Annotated in this window: 15 protein-coding genes and 2 riboswitches; of the genes, 4 read left to right on the forward strand and 11 right to left on the reverse strand. The window is 62.2% G+C overall.

The window, feature by feature from the left end:
* Positions 1-4: 4 nt before the first annotated feature.
* The 3 genes from AC09SL_RS02710 to AC09SL_RS02720 form a co-directional block, all read right to left on the reverse strand.
* Entirely contained in the window at positions 5-1,723 is a 1,719-nt protein-coding gene (locus AC09SL_RS02710; RefSeq protein WP_058543997.1) for a hydrogenase maturation protein, read from the reverse strand.
* A gap of 215 nt (positions 1,724-1,938) precedes the next feature.
* Positions 1,939-2,253, reverse strand: a complete 315-nt coding sequence (locus tag AC09SL_RS02715) for an SCP2 sterol-binding domain-containing protein (protein ID WP_058543996.1) — start codon at positions 2,251-2,253, stop codon at positions 1,939-1,941.
* A 51-nt stretch (positions 2,254-2,304) separates the two neighbouring features.
* Entirely contained in the window at positions 2,305-3,015 is a 711-nt protein-coding gene (locus AC09SL_RS02720) for a histidine phosphatase family protein (protein WP_058543995.1), read from the reverse strand.
* Between the two features lie 226 nt (positions 3,016-3,241).
* Here AC09SL_RS02720 and sohB point away from each other — a divergent pair, with 226 nt between their 5' ends.
* Positions 3,242-4,273: a protease SohB gene (gene sohB / locus AC09SL_RS02725; RefSeq protein ID WP_058543994.1), complete on the forward strand. Its 1,032-nt coding sequence runs from the start codon at positions 3,242-3,244 to the stop codon at positions 4,271-4,273.
* A 209-nt stretch (positions 4,274-4,482) separates the two neighbouring features.
* Here sohB and AC09SL_RS02730 read toward each other — a convergent pair whose 3' ends face one another.
* Both AC09SL_RS02730 and AC09SL_RS02735 read right to left on the reverse strand, forming a co-directional pair.
* Positions 4,483-4,977 (reverse strand): DUF934 domain-containing protein, encoded by a 495-nt coding sequence (locus tag AC09SL_RS02730; RefSeq protein WP_058543993.1) that lies wholly within the window; start codon positions 4,975-4,977, stop codon positions 4,483-4,485.
* Positions 4,961-6,619, reverse strand: coding sequence for a nitrite/sulfite reductase (locus tag AC09SL_RS02735; RefSeq protein ID WP_058543992.1), 1,659 nt, complete (start codon positions 6,617-6,619; stop codon positions 4,961-4,963). The genes AC09SL_RS02730 and AC09SL_RS02735 overlap by 17 nt, the downstream gene beginning before the upstream one ends.
* Positions 6,620-7,123: 504 nt before the next feature.
* On the opposite strand from AC09SL_RS02735, the gene AC09SL_RS02740 reads away from it, so the two are divergent.
* Complete coding sequence (locus AC09SL_RS02740; RefSeq protein ID WP_081264376.1) at positions 7,124-8,263, forward strand: ABC transporter substrate-binding protein; 1,140 nt, start codon at positions 7,124-7,126, stop codon at positions 8,261-8,263.
* An 84-nt stretch (positions 8,264-8,347) separates the two neighbouring features.
* Here the strand turns inward: AC09SL_RS02740 and AC09SL_RS02745 are convergent, their stop codons facing one another.
* A complete protein-coding gene (locus AC09SL_RS02745; RefSeq protein WP_058543990.1) occupies positions 8,348-8,566 on the reverse strand; it encodes a DUF2970 domain-containing protein in 219 nt (72 codons plus the stop codon).
* Positions 8,567-8,620: 54 nt separating this feature from the next.
* Positions 8,621-12,331, reverse strand: a complete 3,711-nt coding sequence (metH, locus tag AC09SL_RS02750) for a methionine synthase (protein ID WP_058543989.1) — start codon at positions 12,329-12,331, stop codon at positions 8,621-8,623.
* Between the two features lie 154 nt (positions 12,332-12,485).
* On the opposite strand from metH, the gene AC09SL_RS02755 reads away from it, so the two are divergent.
* Positions 12,486-14,777, forward strand: coding sequence for a fatty acid cis/trans isomerase (locus AC09SL_RS02755; protein ID WP_058543988.1), 2,292 nt, complete (start codon positions 12,486-12,488; stop codon positions 14,775-14,777).
* A gap of 115 nt (positions 14,778-14,892) precedes the next feature.
* The gene (gene nfuA / locus AC09SL_RS02760) at positions 14,893-15,477 is read left to right on the forward strand and encodes a Fe-S biogenesis protein NfuA (protein ID WP_039589296.1); all 585 of its coding nucleotides are present in this window, start codon (positions 14,893-14,895) and stop codon (positions 15,475-15,477) included.
* 170 nt (positions 15,478-15,647) lie between these two features.
* Here the strand turns inward: nfuA and cobM are convergent, their stop codons facing one another.
* The 4 genes from cobM to AC09SL_RS02780 form a co-directional block, all read right to left on the reverse strand.
* Positions 15,648-16,394 carry a precorrin-4 C(11)-methyltransferase gene (gene cobM, locus AC09SL_RS02765; protein ID WP_058543987.1) on the reverse strand — a complete coding sequence of 249 codons (747 nt, stop codon included), beginning with the start codon at positions 16,392-16,394 and terminating at the stop codon, positions 15,648-15,650.
* Between the two features lie 77 nt (positions 16,395-16,471).
* Positions 16,472-16,876 carry a cobalamin biosynthesis protein gene (locus AC09SL_RS02770; protein WP_058543986.1) on the reverse strand — a complete coding sequence of 135 codons (405 nt, stop codon included), beginning with the start codon at positions 16,874-16,876 and terminating at the stop codon, positions 16,472-16,474.
* A complete protein-coding gene (locus tag AC09SL_RS02775) occupies positions 16,873-17,568 on the reverse strand; it encodes a CbtA family protein (RefSeq protein WP_058543985.1) in 696 nt (231 codons plus the stop codon). The genes AC09SL_RS02770 and AC09SL_RS02775 overlap by 4 nt, the downstream gene beginning before the upstream one ends.
* An 11-nt stretch (positions 17,569-17,579) precedes the next feature.
* Positions 17,580-17,768 (reverse strand): CbtB domain-containing protein, encoded by a 189-nt coding sequence (locus AC09SL_RS02780; protein ID WP_014338677.1) that lies wholly within the window; start codon positions 17,766-17,768, stop codon positions 17,580-17,582.
* Between the two features lie 101 nt (positions 17,769-17,869).
* Positions 17,870-18,092, reverse strand: a riboswitch (cobalamin riboswitch).
* Between the two features lie 275 nt (positions 18,093-18,367).
* A riboswitch (cobalamin riboswitch) is annotated at positions 18,368-18,582 on the forward strand.
* The last annotated feature ends 52 nt before the right edge of the window (positions 18,583-18,634 follow it).

The following is an 18,634-nucleotide window of genomic DNA, read 5'->3' on the forward strand; positions in this document are numbered from 1 at the left end:
CGCATTATTGGACGGCTTGGGCCTGTGCTGTTCGCGCCCAAGGGGCGACCAGGCGTTCTGGCGTGCGGCAGGCCTTGTGCTTGAAGACGAAACCACGGCACTTGTCGGCGAAGCCATGGCGATTGTCCACCATGTCATGTCGCATCTGTGCGAGCTCACCATCGCGGCACGCCTGAATCGCTGAGAGGCTCCGTTCGGCCTTGCGAGCCCGGATGCTTTCATAGGTCGGATCGAGCAGCGCACCGTTGGCCCGTTGCAGCAGCCACAGGCCGAACTCGTCGGGGCAGCGCGGTCCGATCTCCTGGACCATGCCATAGCGCAACGCCTGGAGGGCGCTGATCGGCAGGCAGTCCTGGGTGAGTTTCCAGGCCATGTCCGGGCCAACCGCGCGGGGCAGGCTGTAGGTCCAGTATTCAGAACCGTACAGGCCCATGGTCGCGTAGTGCGGGTTGAGCACGATGTCACGGCGCGCCAGGACGATATCGGCTGCCAGGGCCAACATCACACCGCCGGCCCCGGCGTTACCCGTCAGGCCGCTGACCACCAGTTGCCGTGCGTTGAACAACTCAAGGCAAACGTCATCGATGGCCTGTATGTTGGCCCAGGCCTCCAGCCCGGGTTCGGTGGCGGCCTGGATAACATTCAGGTGCACGCCGTTGGAAAAACTGCCGCGCCCGCCGCGGATCAACAGCACCTGGGTGTCCCGGGACTTGGCCCAGCGCAATGCCGCCACCAGGCGTTGGCATTGCTCAGTGCTCATCGCCCCGTTATAGAACTCGAACGTCAACTCCCCCACATGGCCGCACTCGCGGTAGCGAATGGGCTGGTAAGGCTCATCGCTGAACGGCTGGCGGGCCAGGGAACCGTCGAGCACCGGGACGCCTTCGAGGCGGTTCGACAGTACATGGCGCGCCGGACGCTTGAAGGTCTGTTCGCCGGGCTGCGGCTTGCGGCGCAGGGCGCCGATCCACAGGCTTGCATCCCCTGTCGCCACCAGCACCGCATCGTCACGCACCGCCAGCAGTTCGCCGGGCAGGCCGTGACGAACGTCCGGATGGGCGTCGTACAGGTAAAACTGCTCGCCGGCCAGGCTTGCCAGCACTCCGGGTTGACCGTCGGCGGCATCGATGCAGCGTTTGATGAAGCCGGTGCTGTCGTGCCAGCTGAAGGTGCGATGGGCCTGGGTCATGTTCGGTTGCAGGCGTCCGACCACGTCATGACGGCCATAGTCCAGTGGCACCGGGATGAAACCGTCGAGGTATTTTTCCACGACCTCGCGGATGCAACGAATGGCCGCATCGCTGACCGGGCCGTTATACAGCTCGGATTTGCGCAGGCCTTGGGGCAGGTCGAATTCGCAAGTGGCCCAGACTGGCCCGGCGTCCATTTCCTCTACCGCCTGCAATGCCGTGACGCCCCAGCGTTCGGACTGCCGAGTGATCGCCCAGTCCAGGGCGCTGGCACCGCGGTCGCCGACAATTGCGGGATGAATGATCACCACCGGGCGCCGCGGGTTGCGCCATAACTGCTCAGGTACGCGGTCCTTGAGAAACGGGCAGATCACCAGGTGGGCGCCGCTTTCTTCGATTTGCCGGCAGACCGAGTCCGGATCGGTGAACAGCACGACGCTGGGGCGATAGCCGGCCTCGCGCAGGTCCAGCCAGACGCGTTGGGTCAGGCCGTTGAAGGCGCTCGACAGCAAAATGATTTTCAGTGTGGGCATGAGTCTCTTCCGTGAGATGAGCAGGCGCCGGCTCCCGATGAGCCGTCCCTGGCTTGATGGAAGCGCTACGTTAGCGGTTGGAGGATGAGCGGGAACTGACAGGGGTCAAGGTTGTGAGTGCAACGCAGAATCAGGGGGGGGTAAAAACACGAATCCCGCCACGGGGGCGGGATTCGTTTGCAATCAAAAGGTTCGCGAAGAAGGCGAACTCAATCTCAGGCTGGGAACAGCTCGGACAGTTTCATGGCCAGCATCATGTCGCCTTCGGCGCGCAGCTTGCCGCCCATGAACGCTTGCATGCCGTCGGTGCTGCCGTCGACGATGCCTTGCAGGGTTTCGCCGTCCATCACCAGGGTCACCTGGGCGTCCGGGTTTTCACCTTCCTGCAGTTCGCAGGTGCTGTCCTTGACGACCAGCGAGAAGTTCTTGGTATCGTCGATGCGGAAACCGAATACCAGGTCCAGGCCGGCAGCGGCGGCTGGGTTGAACTTGGCTTTCATGGCTTGTACGACGTCGGCTACGGAGGTCATGGTTTCGATCCTTATTTGGGTGGTACAGCAAGGGTCTACAGTAATCCGGACTCAGCGAAAGGTGATGAGGTCCGGGGCCTTCAGCAGTTGCAGGTGGGCATGGCTGTTGAAGGAAGCCAGGGCCACCTCGCGGCCCCTGAATTTCAGGTGGTTGAGCGAGGTGTTGACGATTTGCCAGTTCAGTTCGAAGGCCTGTGGGGCCGGTATCTGGGTGATCAGGTGAAGCAGGGCGGTGATGGTGCCGCCGGAGGTGAACACGGCGATCTTATGGGTGTTGTCGGCTTGCTCCAGGATGCGCTGCAGGCCCGCCTGGACCCGTTCGACGAAACCCTGCCAGCTTTCCAGGCCCGGCGGGTCATATCGACCGCTGAGCCAGCGCTCGATGATCAGTGCGAAGATGCGCTGGAATTCGGCGCGGTTCTGCGCAGCGTTGCGCAGGATATGCAGCGCCTCGGGTTCCTGGGGGAGCATGTCCGGCAGCAGGGCGCGAATGACCGCGTCGGCATCGAACTCGTTGAACGCGGCGTCGATTTCCAGCCCGGGAACCGGTAACCCGGCGGCGGTCATCTGGCCCAGCGCGCCGATGGCGGTATCCTGTTGGCGACGCAGGTCACCCGAGAGGCAGCGATCGAATACGACACCGAGCTGCGCCAGGTGGCCGCCGAGCACTTGCGCCTGGCGCACGCCATTGGGCGAAAGGACATCGTAGTCGTCCGCACCAAAGGAGGCCTGGCCATGTCGAATCAGATAGATACTGCCCACGTCCGCGTCATCCCGGTACGTTGAAGGTTTGGCGAGGTTATGGGGATGGCGGTGAGCTGTCAATGAAAAAACATACGCTTGTTTGAAATGCCCGTTGCAGCCTTGCCCTGTCTCGCTCGCGTTTAGGTAACCAGCGGTTTCATGGCTGGTCGCGACGCAGGCGCATGGGTATGCTGGGGCCGTTACGCGCCTGCGTTCAGTGGCGCATTGCATTTAAGGAGTTGCTGTGGAGTTTTTCATCGAGTACGCCGGTTTCCTGGCCAAGACCGTGACGTTGGTGATCGCCATCCTGGTGGTGCTGGCCAGTTTTGCGGCGCTGCGCAGCAAGGGGCGACGCAAGTCGACCGGCCAGTTGCAGGTGAGCAAACTCAACGATTTCTACAAAGGGCTGCGTGAGCGCCTGGAACAGACGCTGCTGGACAAGGATCAGCTCAAGGCCCTGCGCAAGGCCGAGGGCAAGGCTGAAAAGGCCGGAAAGAAAAACAAGGACAAGCCGGCGGCCAAGCCCCGGGTGTTCGTGCTGGATTTCGACGGCGACATCAAGGCCTCGGCCACCGAGAGCCTGCGTCATGAAATCACTGCGCTGCTGACCCTGGCGACGCCGAAGGATGAAGTGGTGCTGCGCCTGGAAAGTGGCGGCGGCATGGTCCACAGCTACGGCCTGGCTTCGTCGCAGTTGGCGCGGATCCGTCAGGCCGGCGTGCCGTTGACGGTCTGCATCGACAAGGTCGCGGCCAGCGGCGGCTACATGATGGCGTGCATCGGTGAGAAGATCATCAGCGCTCCCTTCGCGATCCTGGGTTCCATCGGCGTCGTCGCGCAGTTGCCCAACGTCAACCGGCTGCTGAAGAAGCACGACATCGATTTCGAAGTGCTGACGGCCGGCGAATACAAACGCACGTTGACGGTGTTCGGCGAAAATACCGAGAAGGGCCGGGAGAAATTCCAGGAAGACCTGGACATCACCCATGAGCTGTTCAAGAACTTCGTGTCCAACTACCGCCCGCAACTGGCCATTGATGAAGTGGCAACCGGTGAAGTCTGGTTGGGTGTCGCGGCGCAGGGCAAGGGCTTGGTGGACGAGTTGAAAACCAGCGATGAGTACCTGGCCGAACGGGCCAAGGGTGCCGAGTTGTACCACCTGCACTACGCCGAACGTAAAAGCCTGCAGGAACGTATCGGCATGGCGGCCAGCGGTTCGGTGGATCGCGTGCTGCTCAATTGGTGGAGTCGGCTGACCCAGCAGCGGTTCTGGTAATTCGGGGATGGGTATTCGCCACTAAACCCTGTGAGAGCGAGCCTGCTCGCGATAGCGGCGGCACATCCAGCATCCTCTGTTCAGACACACCGCCTTCGCGAGCAAGCCCGCTCCCACAGTGGTTCCGAGGTGGACTGGGCATCGATCACTCAGCCACAAAAAAGCCCTGAACCGGTACACCCGGCTCAGGGCTTTTTCATGGGGCGGTTTCAGCGACGACGGAACAGCGGCAGCGGCTCGTCAGTGGCAGCCTGGTAGGTCACCGAGAAGTCCTTGAGGCTTTCGAGGGCTTCGTAGGGGTCTTTGTCGGCACGCAAGGCAAAGGCGTCGAAGCCGCAGCGGCGCATGTAGAACAACTGGTCGCGCAGTACGTCGCCAATCGCCCGCAGTTCACCCTTGAAACCATAACGGTCACGCAGCAGGCGGGCGTTGGAGTAGCTGCGCCCGTCGGTGAAGGCCGGGAAGTTCAAGGCGATGACCTGCAACTGGTTGGCGTCCTCGCCGATTTCCTCGGCTTCCTCGTCGGCGTCCAGCCATACGCCCAGGCCGCCGTCACGAGCCTTGAGGGCGTGGGCATGATCGCGCCACAGGGCCAGGGGCACGATCAGGTCGTCACAGTTGGAGATGCCATCGAGGGTCGCGTCCTTGGGCAGCAGGTGCCAGGTTTCGTCGATGACCTCGTTGTTCTTAATGATTCGCTGCATAGACGCGTTCCTTGAAGAGGTCGATGCCAATACGTTGGTAAGTGTCGATGAAGCGCTCGTCTTCGGTACGTTGTTCGATGTACACGTCGATCAGCTTCTCGATCACGTCAGGCATGTCGTCCTGGGCAAACGATGGGCCGAGGATCTTGCCCAGGCTGGCGTCGCGGCTACCGCTGCCGCCCAGGGAGACCTGGTAGAACTCTTCGCCTTTCTTGTCCACGCCCAGGATGCCGATGTGGCCGACGTGGTGGTGACCACAGGCGTTCATGCAGCCGGAAATGTTCAGGTCCAGCTCGCCGATGTCGAACAGGTAGTCCAGGTCGTCGAAACGACGCTGGATCGATTCGGCGATAGGGATCGACTTGGCGTTGGCCAGCGAGCAGAAATCGCCGCCTGGGCAGCAGATCATGTCGGTCAGCAGGCCGATGTTCGGAGTGGCGAAACCTTGCTCGCGCAGCTCGCCCCACAGGGTGAACAACTGGCTCTGTTCAACGTCTGCCAGGATGATGTTCTGCTCGTGGGAGGTACGCAGCTGGCCGAAGCTGTAGCGCTCGGCCAGGTCGGCCACGGCGTCCAGTTGCTTGTCGGTGATGTCGCCTGGCGCGACGCCGGTCGGCTTCAAGGACAGGGTCACCGCGACATAACCCGGCTTCTTGTGGGCCAGGGTATTGCGGGTGCGCCAGCGGGCGAAGCCTGGGTGTTCTTTGTCGAGGGCGGCCAGTTCGGCGTCCTGGTTGTCCAGGGCCTTATAAGCCGGGTCGACGAAGTGCTTGGCGACGCGATGCACTTCGGCTTCGGTCAGGGTGGTCTGGCCGCCACGCAGGTGAGCCATCTCGGCTTCGACCTTCTCGGCGAACACTTCAGGCGTCAGGGCCTTGACCAGGATCTTGATCCGCGCCTTGTATTTGTTGTCGCGACGGCCATAGCGGTTGTACACCCGCAAGATTGCGTCGAGATAGCTCAGCAGGTCCTGCCATGGCAGGAACTCGTTGATGAACGCGCCGACCACCGGCGTACGTCCCAGGCCACCGCCCACCAGCACACGGAAGCCCAGCTCGCCGGCCGCGTTGTAGACCGTCTCCAGGCCGATATCGTGGACTTCGATGGCCGCTCGGTCCGAGGTCGAGCCGTTGATGGCGATCTTGAATTTGCGCGGCAGGTAGGCGAATTCCGGGTGAAAGGTCGTCCACTGGCGGACAATCTCGCACCACGGGCGCGGGTCGATCAACTCGTCGGCCGCGACACCGGCGAACTGGTCGGTGGTGACGTTGCGCAGGCAGTTGCCGCTGGTCTGGATCGCGTGCATCTGTACGGTGGCCAGCTCGGCCAGGATCTGGGGTACATCTTCCAGGGCCGGCCAGTTGTACTGGACGTTCTGCCGGGTACTGATGTGGGCGTAGCCCTTGTCGTAGTCGCGGGCAATTTGCGCAAGCTTGCGCACCTGGCGCGAGGTCAGTTGGCCATAAGGCACAGCCACGCGCAGCATCGGGGCGAAGCGCTGGATATACAGGCCATTCTGCAAGCGCAGAGGGCGGAATTCTTCTTCGCTCAGCTCGCCTGCCAGATAGCGTCGGGTCTGATCACGGAACTGCTTGACGCGGTCCTCGATGATCCGCTGATCGTACTCGTCGTATACGTACATATAAGTCTCGGTCTCAGGCTTGGGCCGATCAGAAACAGCTGCATGTTGGCTCGCTGGAATCGGGTTCTGCCTCGGCAATTCTGCGCGCACGGCCGCGCGCTCCTAGAGGAGCCGGTGCAAGATACCTGTTTTGAGTTATGCGCAAAAGTGATGTTTGAGTATATGTAAAGAACCAAATCGACTAATGAGATTGATTATTGGCTAACCCACATTTGTCGTGCGGGCAATCATCGTCTTAACTGTGGTCGAGTCCCTATGCAATCACCTAAAAAACCGACAAGAGGCGATGCAATGAGCAATCCGACCAAAGCAAGGAAAAGCGACAGTTCTGTTGATGCCTGGGCCATTTTGTTCCTGATCATCCTGGTGGTGGGCACCGCAGTGTTCTGGGTCAGCCATCAATAAGTTCGAGCCGTTGCAGGCTACATGAAGGTCTCGTGCCGATGTGCCCGTTCGCCACCCGGGTCGTTATACTGGGTGGCGTATTATTTGGGGCGGGGCGGGATGTCGAAGTTTATCTGCAGGCTACTGGGGCTTTTATGCCTGTTATTCTGGGTGCAAGCCCAGGCCGCCCATGTGGTTTCATCTTCGTCCGATGCTCTGGCTGCCAGTTCGGCTGCGCCTAGCGTGGTGTTCCTGAACCCGGGGTACTCCACCGAGACCTTCTGGGTCACCTATACCGAGTTCATGCAAGCGGCGGCAAGCGGACTGGGTTTGCGGCTGCGCGTGGAGTATGCCGAGCGCGATCCCCAACTGATGATTCGCCAGGCGCGCGAGGCCATCATGGCCAAAGACCGTCCGGACTATCTGGTGTTGGTCAACGAGCAGTATGTCGCCCCGCGGATCCTGCAGTTGGCGCAGGGCAGTGGGGTCAAGCTGTTCCTGGTGAACAACACATTGACCGGCGATCAGACTCGCCTGCTGACACAGGACGGTACTCCACCTCCCGAATTGCTCGGCAGCCTGATACCCGATGATGAGCGCAGCGGTTACCTGATGCTCAAGGAACTGTTGCGCCAATACGGACCGCTGGCGCCTGGGCAGACGCTCGATCTGCTGGCCTTTTCCGGGAAGAAACTCACCCCTTCGGCGCAACTGCGTGAGAAAGGCCTGCTCCGGGCGTTGGCCGAGCACCCGCAAGTGCATCTGCGCCAGTTGGTCTATGGCGAGTGGAGTCGCGAAAGGGCTTATGAGCAGGCGAGCCAGTTGGTCAAGCGCTATCCGCAGACCGCGCTGGTCTGGTCGGCCAACGATGAAATGGCCCTGGGCGCCATGCAGGCGTTCGAGCAGGCGGGTCGCCAGCCGGGCAAGGATGTGTTGTTCAGCGCCATGAACAGCTCCAGGCCGGCGCTGCAGGCCCGTATCGACGGGCGCTTGAGCGTGCTGTTCACCGGGCACTTCAGCTTGGGAGGGTGGGCCATGGTGCTGCTGCATGATCACGCCCGGGGCGTCGACCTCGCGCGTCATGGCGGCTACAACCAGCAGGTCGACCTGATGCAGTCGCTCGATCCGGCCCGCGCCCGCGCGTGGTTGAACATGAATCCCGCCAAGGACTATCGCCTGGACTTCAAGCGCTTCAGCCTGGTGTCCCACCCGGATGGCGAGCGCTATGTTTTTTCGCTCGATGCACTGGGGCGGCGCTAGAGCAGCTCGGATCGAGGCTGGCGAGACGGGCAATATGACTGTTTCGGTTCGCAAGGACCTGGGGCCATATTTTGCAGATCCGTTCTATACGCCCGCAAAGTACAACACCAGATTGACGATCCCATACAACGCCAACCCGAAAATCACCGTAAACAGGATGCCGAGGATGATGAAGTGGCTCGGCTTGCCATGGGTGAAGTCACGGGCGCGGTTTTTTCCGCTTTGCACGCCAAACGCCGCCGCTCCCACGCTGTGCAGCATTTGCCAGAGGGTGGGCGCCTTATTTTCGTTGGGTTCATCCATGATGCTCTCCATACACAAGGTCGTATGTGGAGAGCATAGTCAATTGCTGCGAACTTAGTTGTCGTAACCCAGGTTTGGCGACAGCCAGCGCTCCGTCACGCTCAAGTCCTGGCCCTTGCGAGCGGTGTAGCTCTGGACCTGGTCCTTGTCGATCTTGCCTACGGCGAAGTATTGCGCCTGGGGATGGGCGAAATACCAGCCGCTGACCGCCGCTGCCGGGAACATGGCGTAGTGTTCGGTGAGGAACACACCGCTGCGCCCGGCCTTCAGTTCGCTGGCCTCGGGATCGAGCAGGCGGAACAGGGTGGCTTTCTCGGTGTGGTCCGGGCAGGCCGGATAGCCGGGGGCAGGGCGGATGCCGGTGTATTGCTCCTTGATCAGGGCGTCGTTGTCCAGGCTTTCGTCCTTGGCGTAGCCCCAATATTCCTTGCGCACCTGCTGGTGCAGCCACTCGGCACAGGCTTCGGCCAAGCGGTCGGCCAGGGCCTTGACCATGATCGAGTTGTAGTCGTCGCCAGCCTCTTGGTAGGCCTTGGCGACTTCTTCGGCGCCGATGCCGGCGGTGGTAATGAAACCGCCGACATAGTCGGTCACGCCGCTGTCTTTGGGCGCGACGAAGTCGGCCAGGGAGAAGTTCGGCTTACCATCGGTCTTGATGATCTGCTGGCGCAGGTGATGCAGGCGCGCCAGTGGCTTGCCATCGTCGCCGTAAACTTCCAGGTCATCGTCATGCACCTGGTTGGCCGGCCAGAAGCCGAACACGGCGCGGGCGCTGATGAGTTTCTCGTCGATCAGCTTGCGCAGCATCGCCCGGGCATCGGCGTACAGCGCAGTGGCCGCTTCGCCGACCACTTCGTCGGTGAGGATGCGCGGGTATTTGCCGGCCAGGTCCCAGGAAATGAAGAACGGTGTCCAGTCGATGTATTCGGCCAGGACGTTCAGGTCGATGTTGTCCAGCACCTTGGCGCCCGTGAAGGTCGGCTTGACCGGCTGGTAGCTGCTCCAGTCGAACTGTGGCTTCTTGGCCACGGCGGCGGGGTAGCTCAGGCGTTCGGTGCGGGCGCTGCGGTTGGAAGTACGCTCGCGTACGTCGATGTAGTCCAGGCGGGTTTTCTCGACGAAAGCCGGCTTGAGCTCCTTGGACAGCAACTGGGTCGCCACGCCCACGGCGCGGGAGGCGTCGGTGACGTAGATCACCGCGTCGTTGCTGTACTTGGGTTCGATCTTCACTGCCGTGTGGGCCTTGGAGGTGGTGGCACCCCCAATCATCAGCGGCAGGTGGAAGTCCTGGCGCTGCATCTCCCGCGCCACATGCACCATCTCATCCAGGGACGGGGTGATCAGGCCGGACAGGCCGATGATGTCGCACTTCTGCTCCTTGGCCACCTGCAGGATCTTCTCCGCCGGCACCATCACGCCCAGGTCGACGATGTCATAGCCGTTGCAACCGAGCACCACACCGACGATGTTCTTGCCGATGTCATGCACGTCGCCCTTGACCGTGGCCATCAGGATCTTGCCCTTGGCCTCCGGCTTGTCGCCTTTTTCCGCCTCGATGAACGGGATCAGGTGGGCCACGGCCTGCTTCATCACGCGGGCGGACTTGACCACCTGGGGCAGGAACATCTTGCCGGCGCCAAACAGGTCGCCGACGATGTTCATGCCGGCCATCAGCGGGCCTTCGATGACCTCGATCGGCCGGGCGAACGACTGTCGCGATTCTTCAGTGTCTTCCACAATGTGCGTGGTGATGCCCTTGACCAGCGCATGTTCCAGGCGCTTGTTCACTTCCCAGCCGCGCCATTCCTCGGTTTCCGCTTCCTTGACGCTGCCGTCGCCCTTGTACTTGTCGGCGATGGCGAGCAGGGCGTCGGTGCCTTCGGGGGTGCGGTTGAGGATCACGTCTTCCACCGCGTCGCGCAGTTCCACCGGGATCTGGTCGTAGATCTCCAGTTGGCCGGCGTTGACGATGCCCATGGTCAGGCCCGCGCGGATCGCATAGAGCAGGAACACCGAGTGGATCGCCTCGCGCACCGGGTTGTTGCCGCGGAACGAGAAGGACACGTTGGACACCCCGCCCGAGGTCAGCGCGTAGGGCAGTTCGTCACGGATGTAGGCACAGGCGTGGATGAAGTCCACGGCATAGTTGTTGTGCTCTTCGATACCGGTGGCGACGGCGAAGATGTTCGGGTCGAAGATGATGTCTTCCGGCGGGAAGCCGACTTCATTGACCAGGATGTCGTAGGAGCGCTTGCAGATTTCCTTCTTGCGCGCCTCGGTGTCGGCCTGGCCGGCTTCGTCGAAGGCCATCACCACCACGGCGGCGCCGTAGCGCTTGCACAGCTTGGCGTGATGGATGAACTGCTCGACGCCTTCCTTCATGCTGATGGAGTTGACGATGCCCTTGCCCTGGATGCACTTGAGGCCGGCTTCGATCACTTCCCACTTGGAGGAGTCGATCATGATCGGCACGCGGGAGATGTCCGGTTCGCCGGCAATCAGATTGAGGAAGGTCACCATGGCCTTCTTCGAATCGAGCATGCCCTCGTCCATGTTGATGTCGATCACCTGGGCGCCGGCCTCGACCTGCTGCAGGGCCACTTCCAGGGCTTCGGTGTAGTTGTCCTCGCGGATCAGCCGGGCGAACTTGGCGGAGCCGGTGATGTTGGTCCGCTCGCCGACGTTGACGAACAAGGAGCTGCGATCGATGGTGAACGGTTCCAGGCCCGACAGGCGGCAGGCCCGTGGGATCTCTGGAATCTGCCGCGGCGCATAGCCGGCCACGGCCTTGGCGATGGCTTCGATGTGCGCCGGGGTGGTGCCGCAGCAGCCGCCGACAATGTTCAGGAAGCCGCTCTGGGCGAACTCTTCGATGACCTTGGCCGTTTCGGCTGGCAGTTCGTCGTACTCACCGAATTCGTTGGGCAAGCCGGCGTTGGGGTGAGCCGAGACGTGGGTGCTGGCCTTGTTCGACAGCTCCTCCAGGTATGGGCGCAATTCGCTGGCGCCCAGGGCGCAGTTCAAGCCCACGGAGATCGGCTTGGCGTGGGCCACGGAGTTCCAGAAGGCTTCGGTGGTCTGGCCCGAGAGGGTGCGGCCGGAGGCGTCGGTGATGGTGCCGGAGATCATGATCGGCAGTTCGACGCCCAGTTCTTCGTAGACGCCTTGCACGGCAAAGATCGCCGCCTTGGCGTTCAGTGTGTCGAAAATGGTTTCGATCAGGATCAGGTCGGCGCCGCCTTCGATCAGGCCCTTGGTGGCCTCGGTGTAGTTCTCCACCAGTTCGTCGAAGGTCACGTTGCGGTAGCCGGGGTTGTTCACGTCCGGCGACAGCGAGCAGGTGCGGCTGGTCGGGCCGAGCACACCGGCGACGAAGCGCGGCTTGTCCGGGGTTTCCAGGGTCTTGGCGTCGGCCACCTTGCGGGCCAGGCGCGCGCCTTCCAGGTTCAGCTCGTAGGCCAGGCCTTGCATGCCGTAGTCGGCCTGGGACACCTGGGTGGCGTTGAAGGTGTTGGTCTCCAGGATGTCGGCGCCGGCATCCAGGTAGGCTTTTTCAATGGCACCGATCACGTCGGGGCGGCTGAGCACCAGCAAGTCGTTGTTGCCCTTGACGTCGCTCGGCCAGTCGGCGAAGCGCTTGCCACGGTAGTCCTGTTCTTCCAGCTTGTAGCTCTGGATCATCGTGCCCATGCCGCCGTCGAGGATCAGTATGCGTTCCTTGAGGGCTTGCTGGAGAAGATAAAGGCGAGCGCTGCGATCGGACATAGGACTACCTGGAAAAAAGACCATTACGAAGGCCGGGATGATAGCAAACCTGTACAGGATTTGATCATGATGGGCTTTTGCATGAATATCGCTCATGTTTGCAAGGCGATGCTGGCCCGGTAGAATCGGCGGATTATCTCTTAGGGACCGAGACATGCCGTACCGCGTCTTATTCGGCAGTCTGTTGCTGCTGTTGTGTTTCACCGCAGCCGCCGGGAGTCCCGCTCCCGCGATCTCCTACACTCGCGATATCCAGCCGATCTTCACGGAAAAATGCGTGGCCTGTCATGCCTGCTACGACTCCGCCTGCCAGTTGAACCTGGGCAGCGGCGAAGGCGCGGCACGGGGAGCGAGCAAGTTGTCGGTGTACGACGGCGAGCGACGCCAGGCGGCCGATCCGACCCGCTTGTTCTATGACGCCTCCGGCCAGCGCGCCTGGCAGCGCAAGGGCTTCTATTCGGTGCTTGACGCCCAAGGCAGCCAGGCTGCCCTGATGGCGCGCATGCTCGAGTTGGGTCACCGCACGCCGCTGCAGCCCAACGCCAAGTTGCCGGAAGAGATCGTGCTGGGCCTCAATCGTGAAAACAGCTGCGCGATGCCGGATCAGTTCAACGAGTACGCAGGTGTCCATCCCAAGGAAGGCATGCCCCTGGCCGTTACCGGGCTGACCGACCAGCAATACCAGACCCTGCAACGCTGGCTGGCCGCAGGCGCCCCCATCGATCAGCAGGCCCTGGCCCCGAGCGCCGCCGAAGCCTTGCAGGTGGTGCAATGGGAAAACCTGCTCAATGCCCCTGGCGCCCGGGAAAGCCTGGTGGGCCGCTGGTTGTTCGAGCATTGGTTCCTGGCGCACCTCTATTTCAAGGACGGCGAGCCCGGGCATTTTTTTCAGTGGGTCCGTTCGCGCACGCCTACCGGCCAGCCGATCGACCTGATCAATACCCGCCGTCCGAACGATGACCCCGGCACCCGCATCTATTACCGGCTCTGGCCGGTGCAAGGGGTGATCGTGCACAAGACCCACATCACCTACGGCTTGAGCGCGGCGAAGATGGCGCGCATCAGGAGCCTGTTCTACAGCGGCAAATGGCAGGTTTCGGCGTTGCCGGGCTACGGTCCGGAGCGCCGGGCCAACCCATTTTCCACCTTCGAAGCGATCCCGGCCCAGGCTCGCTACCAGTTCATGCTCGATAACGCCGAGTATTTCGTGCGCACCTTCATTCGCGGGCCGGTGTGCCGGGGCCAGATTGCCACGGACGTGATCCGTGACAACTTCTGGGCGCTGTTCCAGGCCCCCGAACATGACTTGTACATCACTGACCCGAACTACCGCGGCCAGGCCACGCCGCTGCTGGCGATGCCGGGCCAGAACGACGATGTGGGCAGCGTCGTCAGCCTGTGGCTCGATTACCGGGACAAGCGCAACGAGTATGAGGCCTTGCGCCGCGACGCCTATGCCGATGTGCCGGCGCCGAGCTGGTCGACGCTGTGGGCCGGAAATGACAATGCATTGCTGAGCATTTTCCGGCATTTCGACAGTGCCTCGGTCAACAAGGGCCTGATCGGCGAAGTGCCGCAGACGATGTGGCTATTCGACTTCCCGTTGCTGGAACGCACTTATTACCAACTGGCGGTAAACTTCGATGTATTCGGCAACGTGTCCCACCAGGCCCAGACCCGGCTGTATTTCGACCTGATCCGCAACGGTGCGGAGCAGAACTTCCTGCGCCTGATGCCGGCCGACTCCCGGGAAGGCTACCTTGACGACTGGTACCAGGCCGGCGGCAAATTCAAGATGTGGCTCGATTACGAAGCCATCGACGATGACAAGCCCACCGCCCTCAAGCTTGACGAGCGCGACCCCAAGGGCGATTTCACCATGCAGTTGCTGGCCCGTTATGGCGAGCTCAATGCGTTCCCCGACCCCATCAATCGCTGCGACGGTGCCTACTGCTCGCGCCCGAACATCGACCCGGCGCTGCAAAACGCCGAACAGGCCCTCAGTCGCCTGGTGTCACGCCCGGCGGCGGGGCTCAAGGTGATTGACCAACTGCCGGAAGCGACCCTGTTGCGCATCGAAACCGCCAGCGGTCATCGGGAGGTCTACAGCCTGCTGCGCAACCGAGCCCACAGTAACGTGGCGTTCCTGCTGGGCGAAGAAGCGCGCTACCAGCCGGGGCTGGACACACTGACGGTCTACCCGGGTGTGCTCAGCAGCTATCCGAACTTCATGTTCAACATTCCGGCCGGGCAAGTGCCGGCGTTCGTCGAGGCCATGCAAGGCGCCCAGGATGCACCGGCGTTCGAGCGGATTGTCGAGCGCTGGGGCATTCGTCGCAGTCACCCGCAGTTCTGGTACTACTTCCATGACCTGAGCCAGTACATCCAGGAGACTGAGCCTGTGGAAAGCGGTGTGCTGGACATGAATCGCTACCAGAACCTCTGATCGACAGCCCCGGTGGCAAACTCCGTGCCGCCGGGCGCTTTCCCGACAAAAATACTAGGACTTTGTCCGGCGCGATGATTGGCGTAAACTGCCGGCAAGCCTGCGAGGAGTTTCCATGACCGCCATTACCATTACCGATGCCGCCCACGATTACCTGGCCGACCTGCTGTCCAAGCAGAACACGCCGGGTATCGGGATCCGCATCTTCATCACCCAGCCCGGCACCCAGTACGCTGAGACGTGCATTGCCTACTGCAAGCCGGGGGAAGAAAAATCCGAAGACACCGCGCTGGGGCTCAAGAGCTTCACCGCGTACATCGACTCGTTCAGCGAAGCCTTCCTGGACGATGCGGTGGTCGACTACGCCACTGACCGCATGGGCGGCCAATTGACCATCAAGGCGCCCAACGCCAAGGTGCCGATGGTCAATGCCGACAGCCCGGTCAACGAGCGCATCAATTACTACCTGCAAACCGAAATCAACCCGGGGCTGGCCAGCCACGGCGGCCAGGTTTCGCTGATCGACGTGGTGGAAGACGGCATCGCCGTGCTCCAGTTCGGCGGCGGCTGCCAGGGCTGCGGCCAGGCTGACGTGACCTTGAAGGAAGGCATCGAGCGCACCTTGCTCGAGCGCATTCCGGAGCTCAAGGGCGTACGCGACGTGACCGACCACACGCAGAAAGAAAACGCCTACTACTGATTGTGGCGAGGGGACTTGGCAAAACGTCACCCGCCCTGTAGGAACTGCCGAAGGCTGCGATCTTTTGATCTTTTGATCTTTCGCTTGAGACCCAAGTGTCAGAGCAAAGATCGCAGCCTCGCTTCGCTCGGCAGCTCCTACAGCAGGGGCAGGTTGGGTCTTGCTGAGCTTCAGGGCCTGTAGAGATGCGCATGCCCGGCGCGGTAAAGCGAAGACTCGCTGAACACATCATTTCCCAGCACACGTCCCACCAAAATCAGCGCCGTGCGGCGAAAGCCCTTGGCGCGTACCTTTGCTGCGATATCGTCCAGCGTCCCCATCACCCAATCCTGATCCGGCCACGTCGCCCGGTGGATCACCGCAATCGGGCAATCGGCGCCATAGTGGGGTCGCAGTTCGTCGACGATTTTTTCCAGATGATTGACCCCCAAGTGAATCGCCATGGTCGCCCCGTGCTGCGCCAGGCTGCCCAATTCTTCCCCGGCGGGCATCGGGCTTTTGTCAGCGTAGCGGGTGAGGATCAGGCTTTGGGAGATGTCCGGCAAGGTCAGTTCGGCGCCCAGCAGGGCGGCGCAGGCTGAGGTCGCGGTCACACCCGGGACGATTTCGAAAGGGATGCCCAATTCCTGCAGGCAACGAATCTGCTCGCCAATGGCGCCGTACAGGCTCGGGTCGCCGGAATGCACCCGGGCCACGTCCTGGCCCTTGAGATGGGCGCTCTTGATCAATTCGATGATCTGTTCCAGATGCAGCTCGGCGCTGTTGATCACCTGTTCGGCGCAATGGCCTTCAAGGACAGCGGTCGGCACAAGCGAGCCGGCGTAGATGATGACCGCGCAGTGGCGGATCAGTCGCTGGCCTTTGACGGTAATGAGATCCGGGTCGCCGGGTCCGGCGCCGATGAAGTAAACGGTCATGACCGGCTCCTGTGAAAGGTAGGTGAGCATCGCCCAGATGAAGATCGCTCATGATCCTGGGCGCCGATTATCGGGATTTACGCCACGACCGCCAATGCCAACGTGCTCTTGGGGCCTTTTTGGCGAGTCATCAGCAGCGTCGCGGGCGCTGTGCCCAACTGGTCGGCCAAGGCCAGGGCGGCGCTTTCGGCGATGCCGTAGCAACCGGTGCGTTCGAAGGCGATCTCGGAGCGGTGACTGAGCCGTTCCTGATACTCGGCCAACTGCTCGGCGCTGAAGCAAATCAGCGGCAGCGCCAGTTGTTCGGCCAGTTTCAGCAGGCCCGGTTCGTCATGCTTGAGGTCGATACTGGCCAGGGCTCGCACCTGATCAAGCGCAATGCCATGGGCCAGCAACGCCTGGTCGAGCAATGCTCGTAGCGTGCTGGCCGGGCAGCCGCGCTGGCAGCCGAGGCCGACCACCAGGATCGGCCTGGTGCTCATGCGTCGTGGTGGGCTTGGCCGTCACGGCGAAACAGCCAGGTGCTGATCAGGCCGAGGGCCAGCCAGAACGCGACGTTGGTGACCTGCGAGGCGATCTTGAATTGGCTTTCCAGCGCTTGGGGCGCCAGCATCGAGTGGACTTCGGGTTGCGGCGCACCGATGACATGGGGCACCAGCAACGTCGCCACGCCCAGCACCTTGAGCAGCCAATGCCGGCCAAAGACGATCAAGGCAATGCCCACCGCCGTGGACGCTGCGGTGCCGATCCACCACATCTGCCGTTGGGCCAGGTCGGCCGCTGCGGTACCCGGCAATTCCGCGGGCAGGCCGAGGGTCGGCGCCAGGACGAACGTGGCATAGCCGGCCAGGCCCCAGAGCAGGCCCTGGGAGGTGCGAGTCGGTGCGCGCAAGGTGTACAGGCCCGCCAGCATCAGGGCAAAACCCACGGCGACCACCAGGTTGCCGCCGGTGGTGGACAGCACGCGCTGCCAGCCGTCTTCCGGCTCCCAGGCCTCGGCATCATGGGTATGAGCCGCTCCGTCGGCGTGTTCATGGACCTCGGTCGCCGGGGCCTTCTCGAAGGTTTCCGCCTGGAGAATCAGCGGCGATACCCAGAAACTTTGCAACAGGGTCAGCAGCAGGGCGGCCAGCAAGCCGCTGAAACCAGCGGTCTGCGCGATACGCTTGATCATGGCGTCAGTTCTCAATGGCACGGGAAAGCGGCGCTGTGGCGGGTATCGTGGGCGGCATTGTGCACCGCTTCGATGTGGGAGAAACCGGCGAAATAGACCAGCCCCGCGCCCAGGATCGAAGCCAGGATCGCGGCGCTCAGGCGTTGGCTCAGGGTGGTGGTGCTGCTGGCGGTGCGGGCGGTGCTGCTGATGGTCGACATGGCGCTTCCCTCTGTTCTTGTTCAGTGGGGGATATGAGCGCGATGAGACCCCGGGCGAAAGCCCACCAAGGTTCGAACAGCGCCCGCCCACCGCGGGTTTGTTGATGCATGAGTCATGGGCCGGTCTCCGGGCTTGCGAGGGGCCGGGCTTGCGCCTGGCCTGCAAGCGTCACCTTCCCATGTCCGCGGACACAGTGGTTCAGACGCTTCGCTCGCTTACCGTTGCGGGGGCAGCACCGGACTGACGTGGCTTTGGAGTAAAGCACACGATTCACCGGTTTCCCGTTTCACCCTGTGAAGGGCACCCATGACAAGTGGTTTGCGTAGCGGGTTCTGCTAGCCCAACTTCGGACGCCAGAATTTGAGCTAGCAGAACCCGCTACGCAAACCATGCACAGGAGAGCATGGGCGGGGGCGGGGCGTCAATGTACAAGGGGCGCGGCGAGCATGCTGTTGTGGCGAGGGAGCTTGCTCCCGCTGGGCTGCGCAGCGGCCCCCGGTTCTTTACGGTCGCTGCGCAACCGAGCGGGAGCAAGCTCCCTCGCCACAACGGCGTCATGCAGATTACTTGCGGCGATTGACCCGCCACCACACCCTGCGTAGCCTTGCGCCTTCGAGGTTCTTCGGCATGCGCCGAAGCTAAGAAGGGAACGCGGTCCAAGCCGCGGCTGCCCCCGCAACTGTGAACGGTGCTGTTTCTGCAAGGCCACTGTGCATGCCCTCTTTAAACGGGCACACGGGAAGGCGCAGCAATTGCCAGTCGAAAGATTGGCCCGCCGTCAGCCAGGAGACCTGCCTCGAGACAGATTCTCACTACAACCGGGCGGGGTGATCCGGTGGCGAAATCTTCCGCGCACGCCTGTGCC

Source organism: Pseudomonas sp. PF05, from assembly GCF_056521845.1.

Coding starts and splice junctions, on each gene's coding strand:
- AC09SL_RS02710 (WP_058543997.1), bottom strand. CDS start 1,723: ATGCCCACACTGAAAATCATTTTGCTGTCGAGCGCCTTCAACGGCCTG.
- AC09SL_RS02715 (WP_058543996.1), bottom strand. CDS start 2,253: ATGACCTCCGTAGCCGACGTCGTACAAGCCATGAAAGCCAAGTTCAAC.
- AC09SL_RS02730 (WP_058543993.1), bottom strand. CDS start 4,977: ATGCAGCGAATCATTAAGAACAACGAGGTCATCGACGAAACCTGGCAC.
- AC09SL_RS02735 (WP_058543992.1), bottom strand. CDS start 6,619: ATGTACGTATACGACGAGTACGATCAGCGGATCATCGAGGACCGCGTC.
- AC09SL_RS02740 (WP_081264376.1), top strand. CDS start 7,124: ATGTCGAAGTTTATCTGCAGGCTACTGGGGCTTTTATGCCTGTTATTC.
- AC09SL_RS02745 (WP_058543990.1), bottom strand. CDS start 8,566: ATGGATGAACCCAACGAAAATAAGGCGCCCACCCTCTGGCAAATGCTG.
- metH (WP_058543989.1), bottom strand. CDS start 12,331: ATGTCCGATCGCAGCGCTCGCCTTTATCTTCTCCAGCAAGCCCTCAAG.
- AC09SL_RS02755 (WP_058543988.1), top strand. CDS start 12,486: ATGCCGTACCGCGTCTTATTCGGCAGTCTGTTGCTGCTGTTGTGTTTC.
- nfuA (WP_039589296.1), top strand. CDS start 14,893: ATGACCGCCATTACCATTACCGATGCCGCCCACGATTACCTGGCCGAC.
- cobM (WP_058543987.1), bottom strand. CDS start 16,394: ATGACCGTTTACTTCATCGGCGCCGGACCCGGCGACCCGGATCTCATT.
- AC09SL_RS02770 (WP_058543986.1), bottom strand. CDS start 16,876: ATGAGCACCAGGCCGATCCTGGTGGTCGGCCTCGGCTGCCAGCGCGGC.
- AC09SL_RS02775 (WP_058543985.1), bottom strand. CDS start 17,568: ATGATCAAGCGTATCGCGCAGACCGCTGGTTTCAGCGGCTTGCTGGCC.
- AC09SL_RS02780 (WP_014338677.1), bottom strand. CDS start 17,768: ATGTCGACCATCAGCAGCACCGCCCGCACCGCCAGCAGCACCACCACC.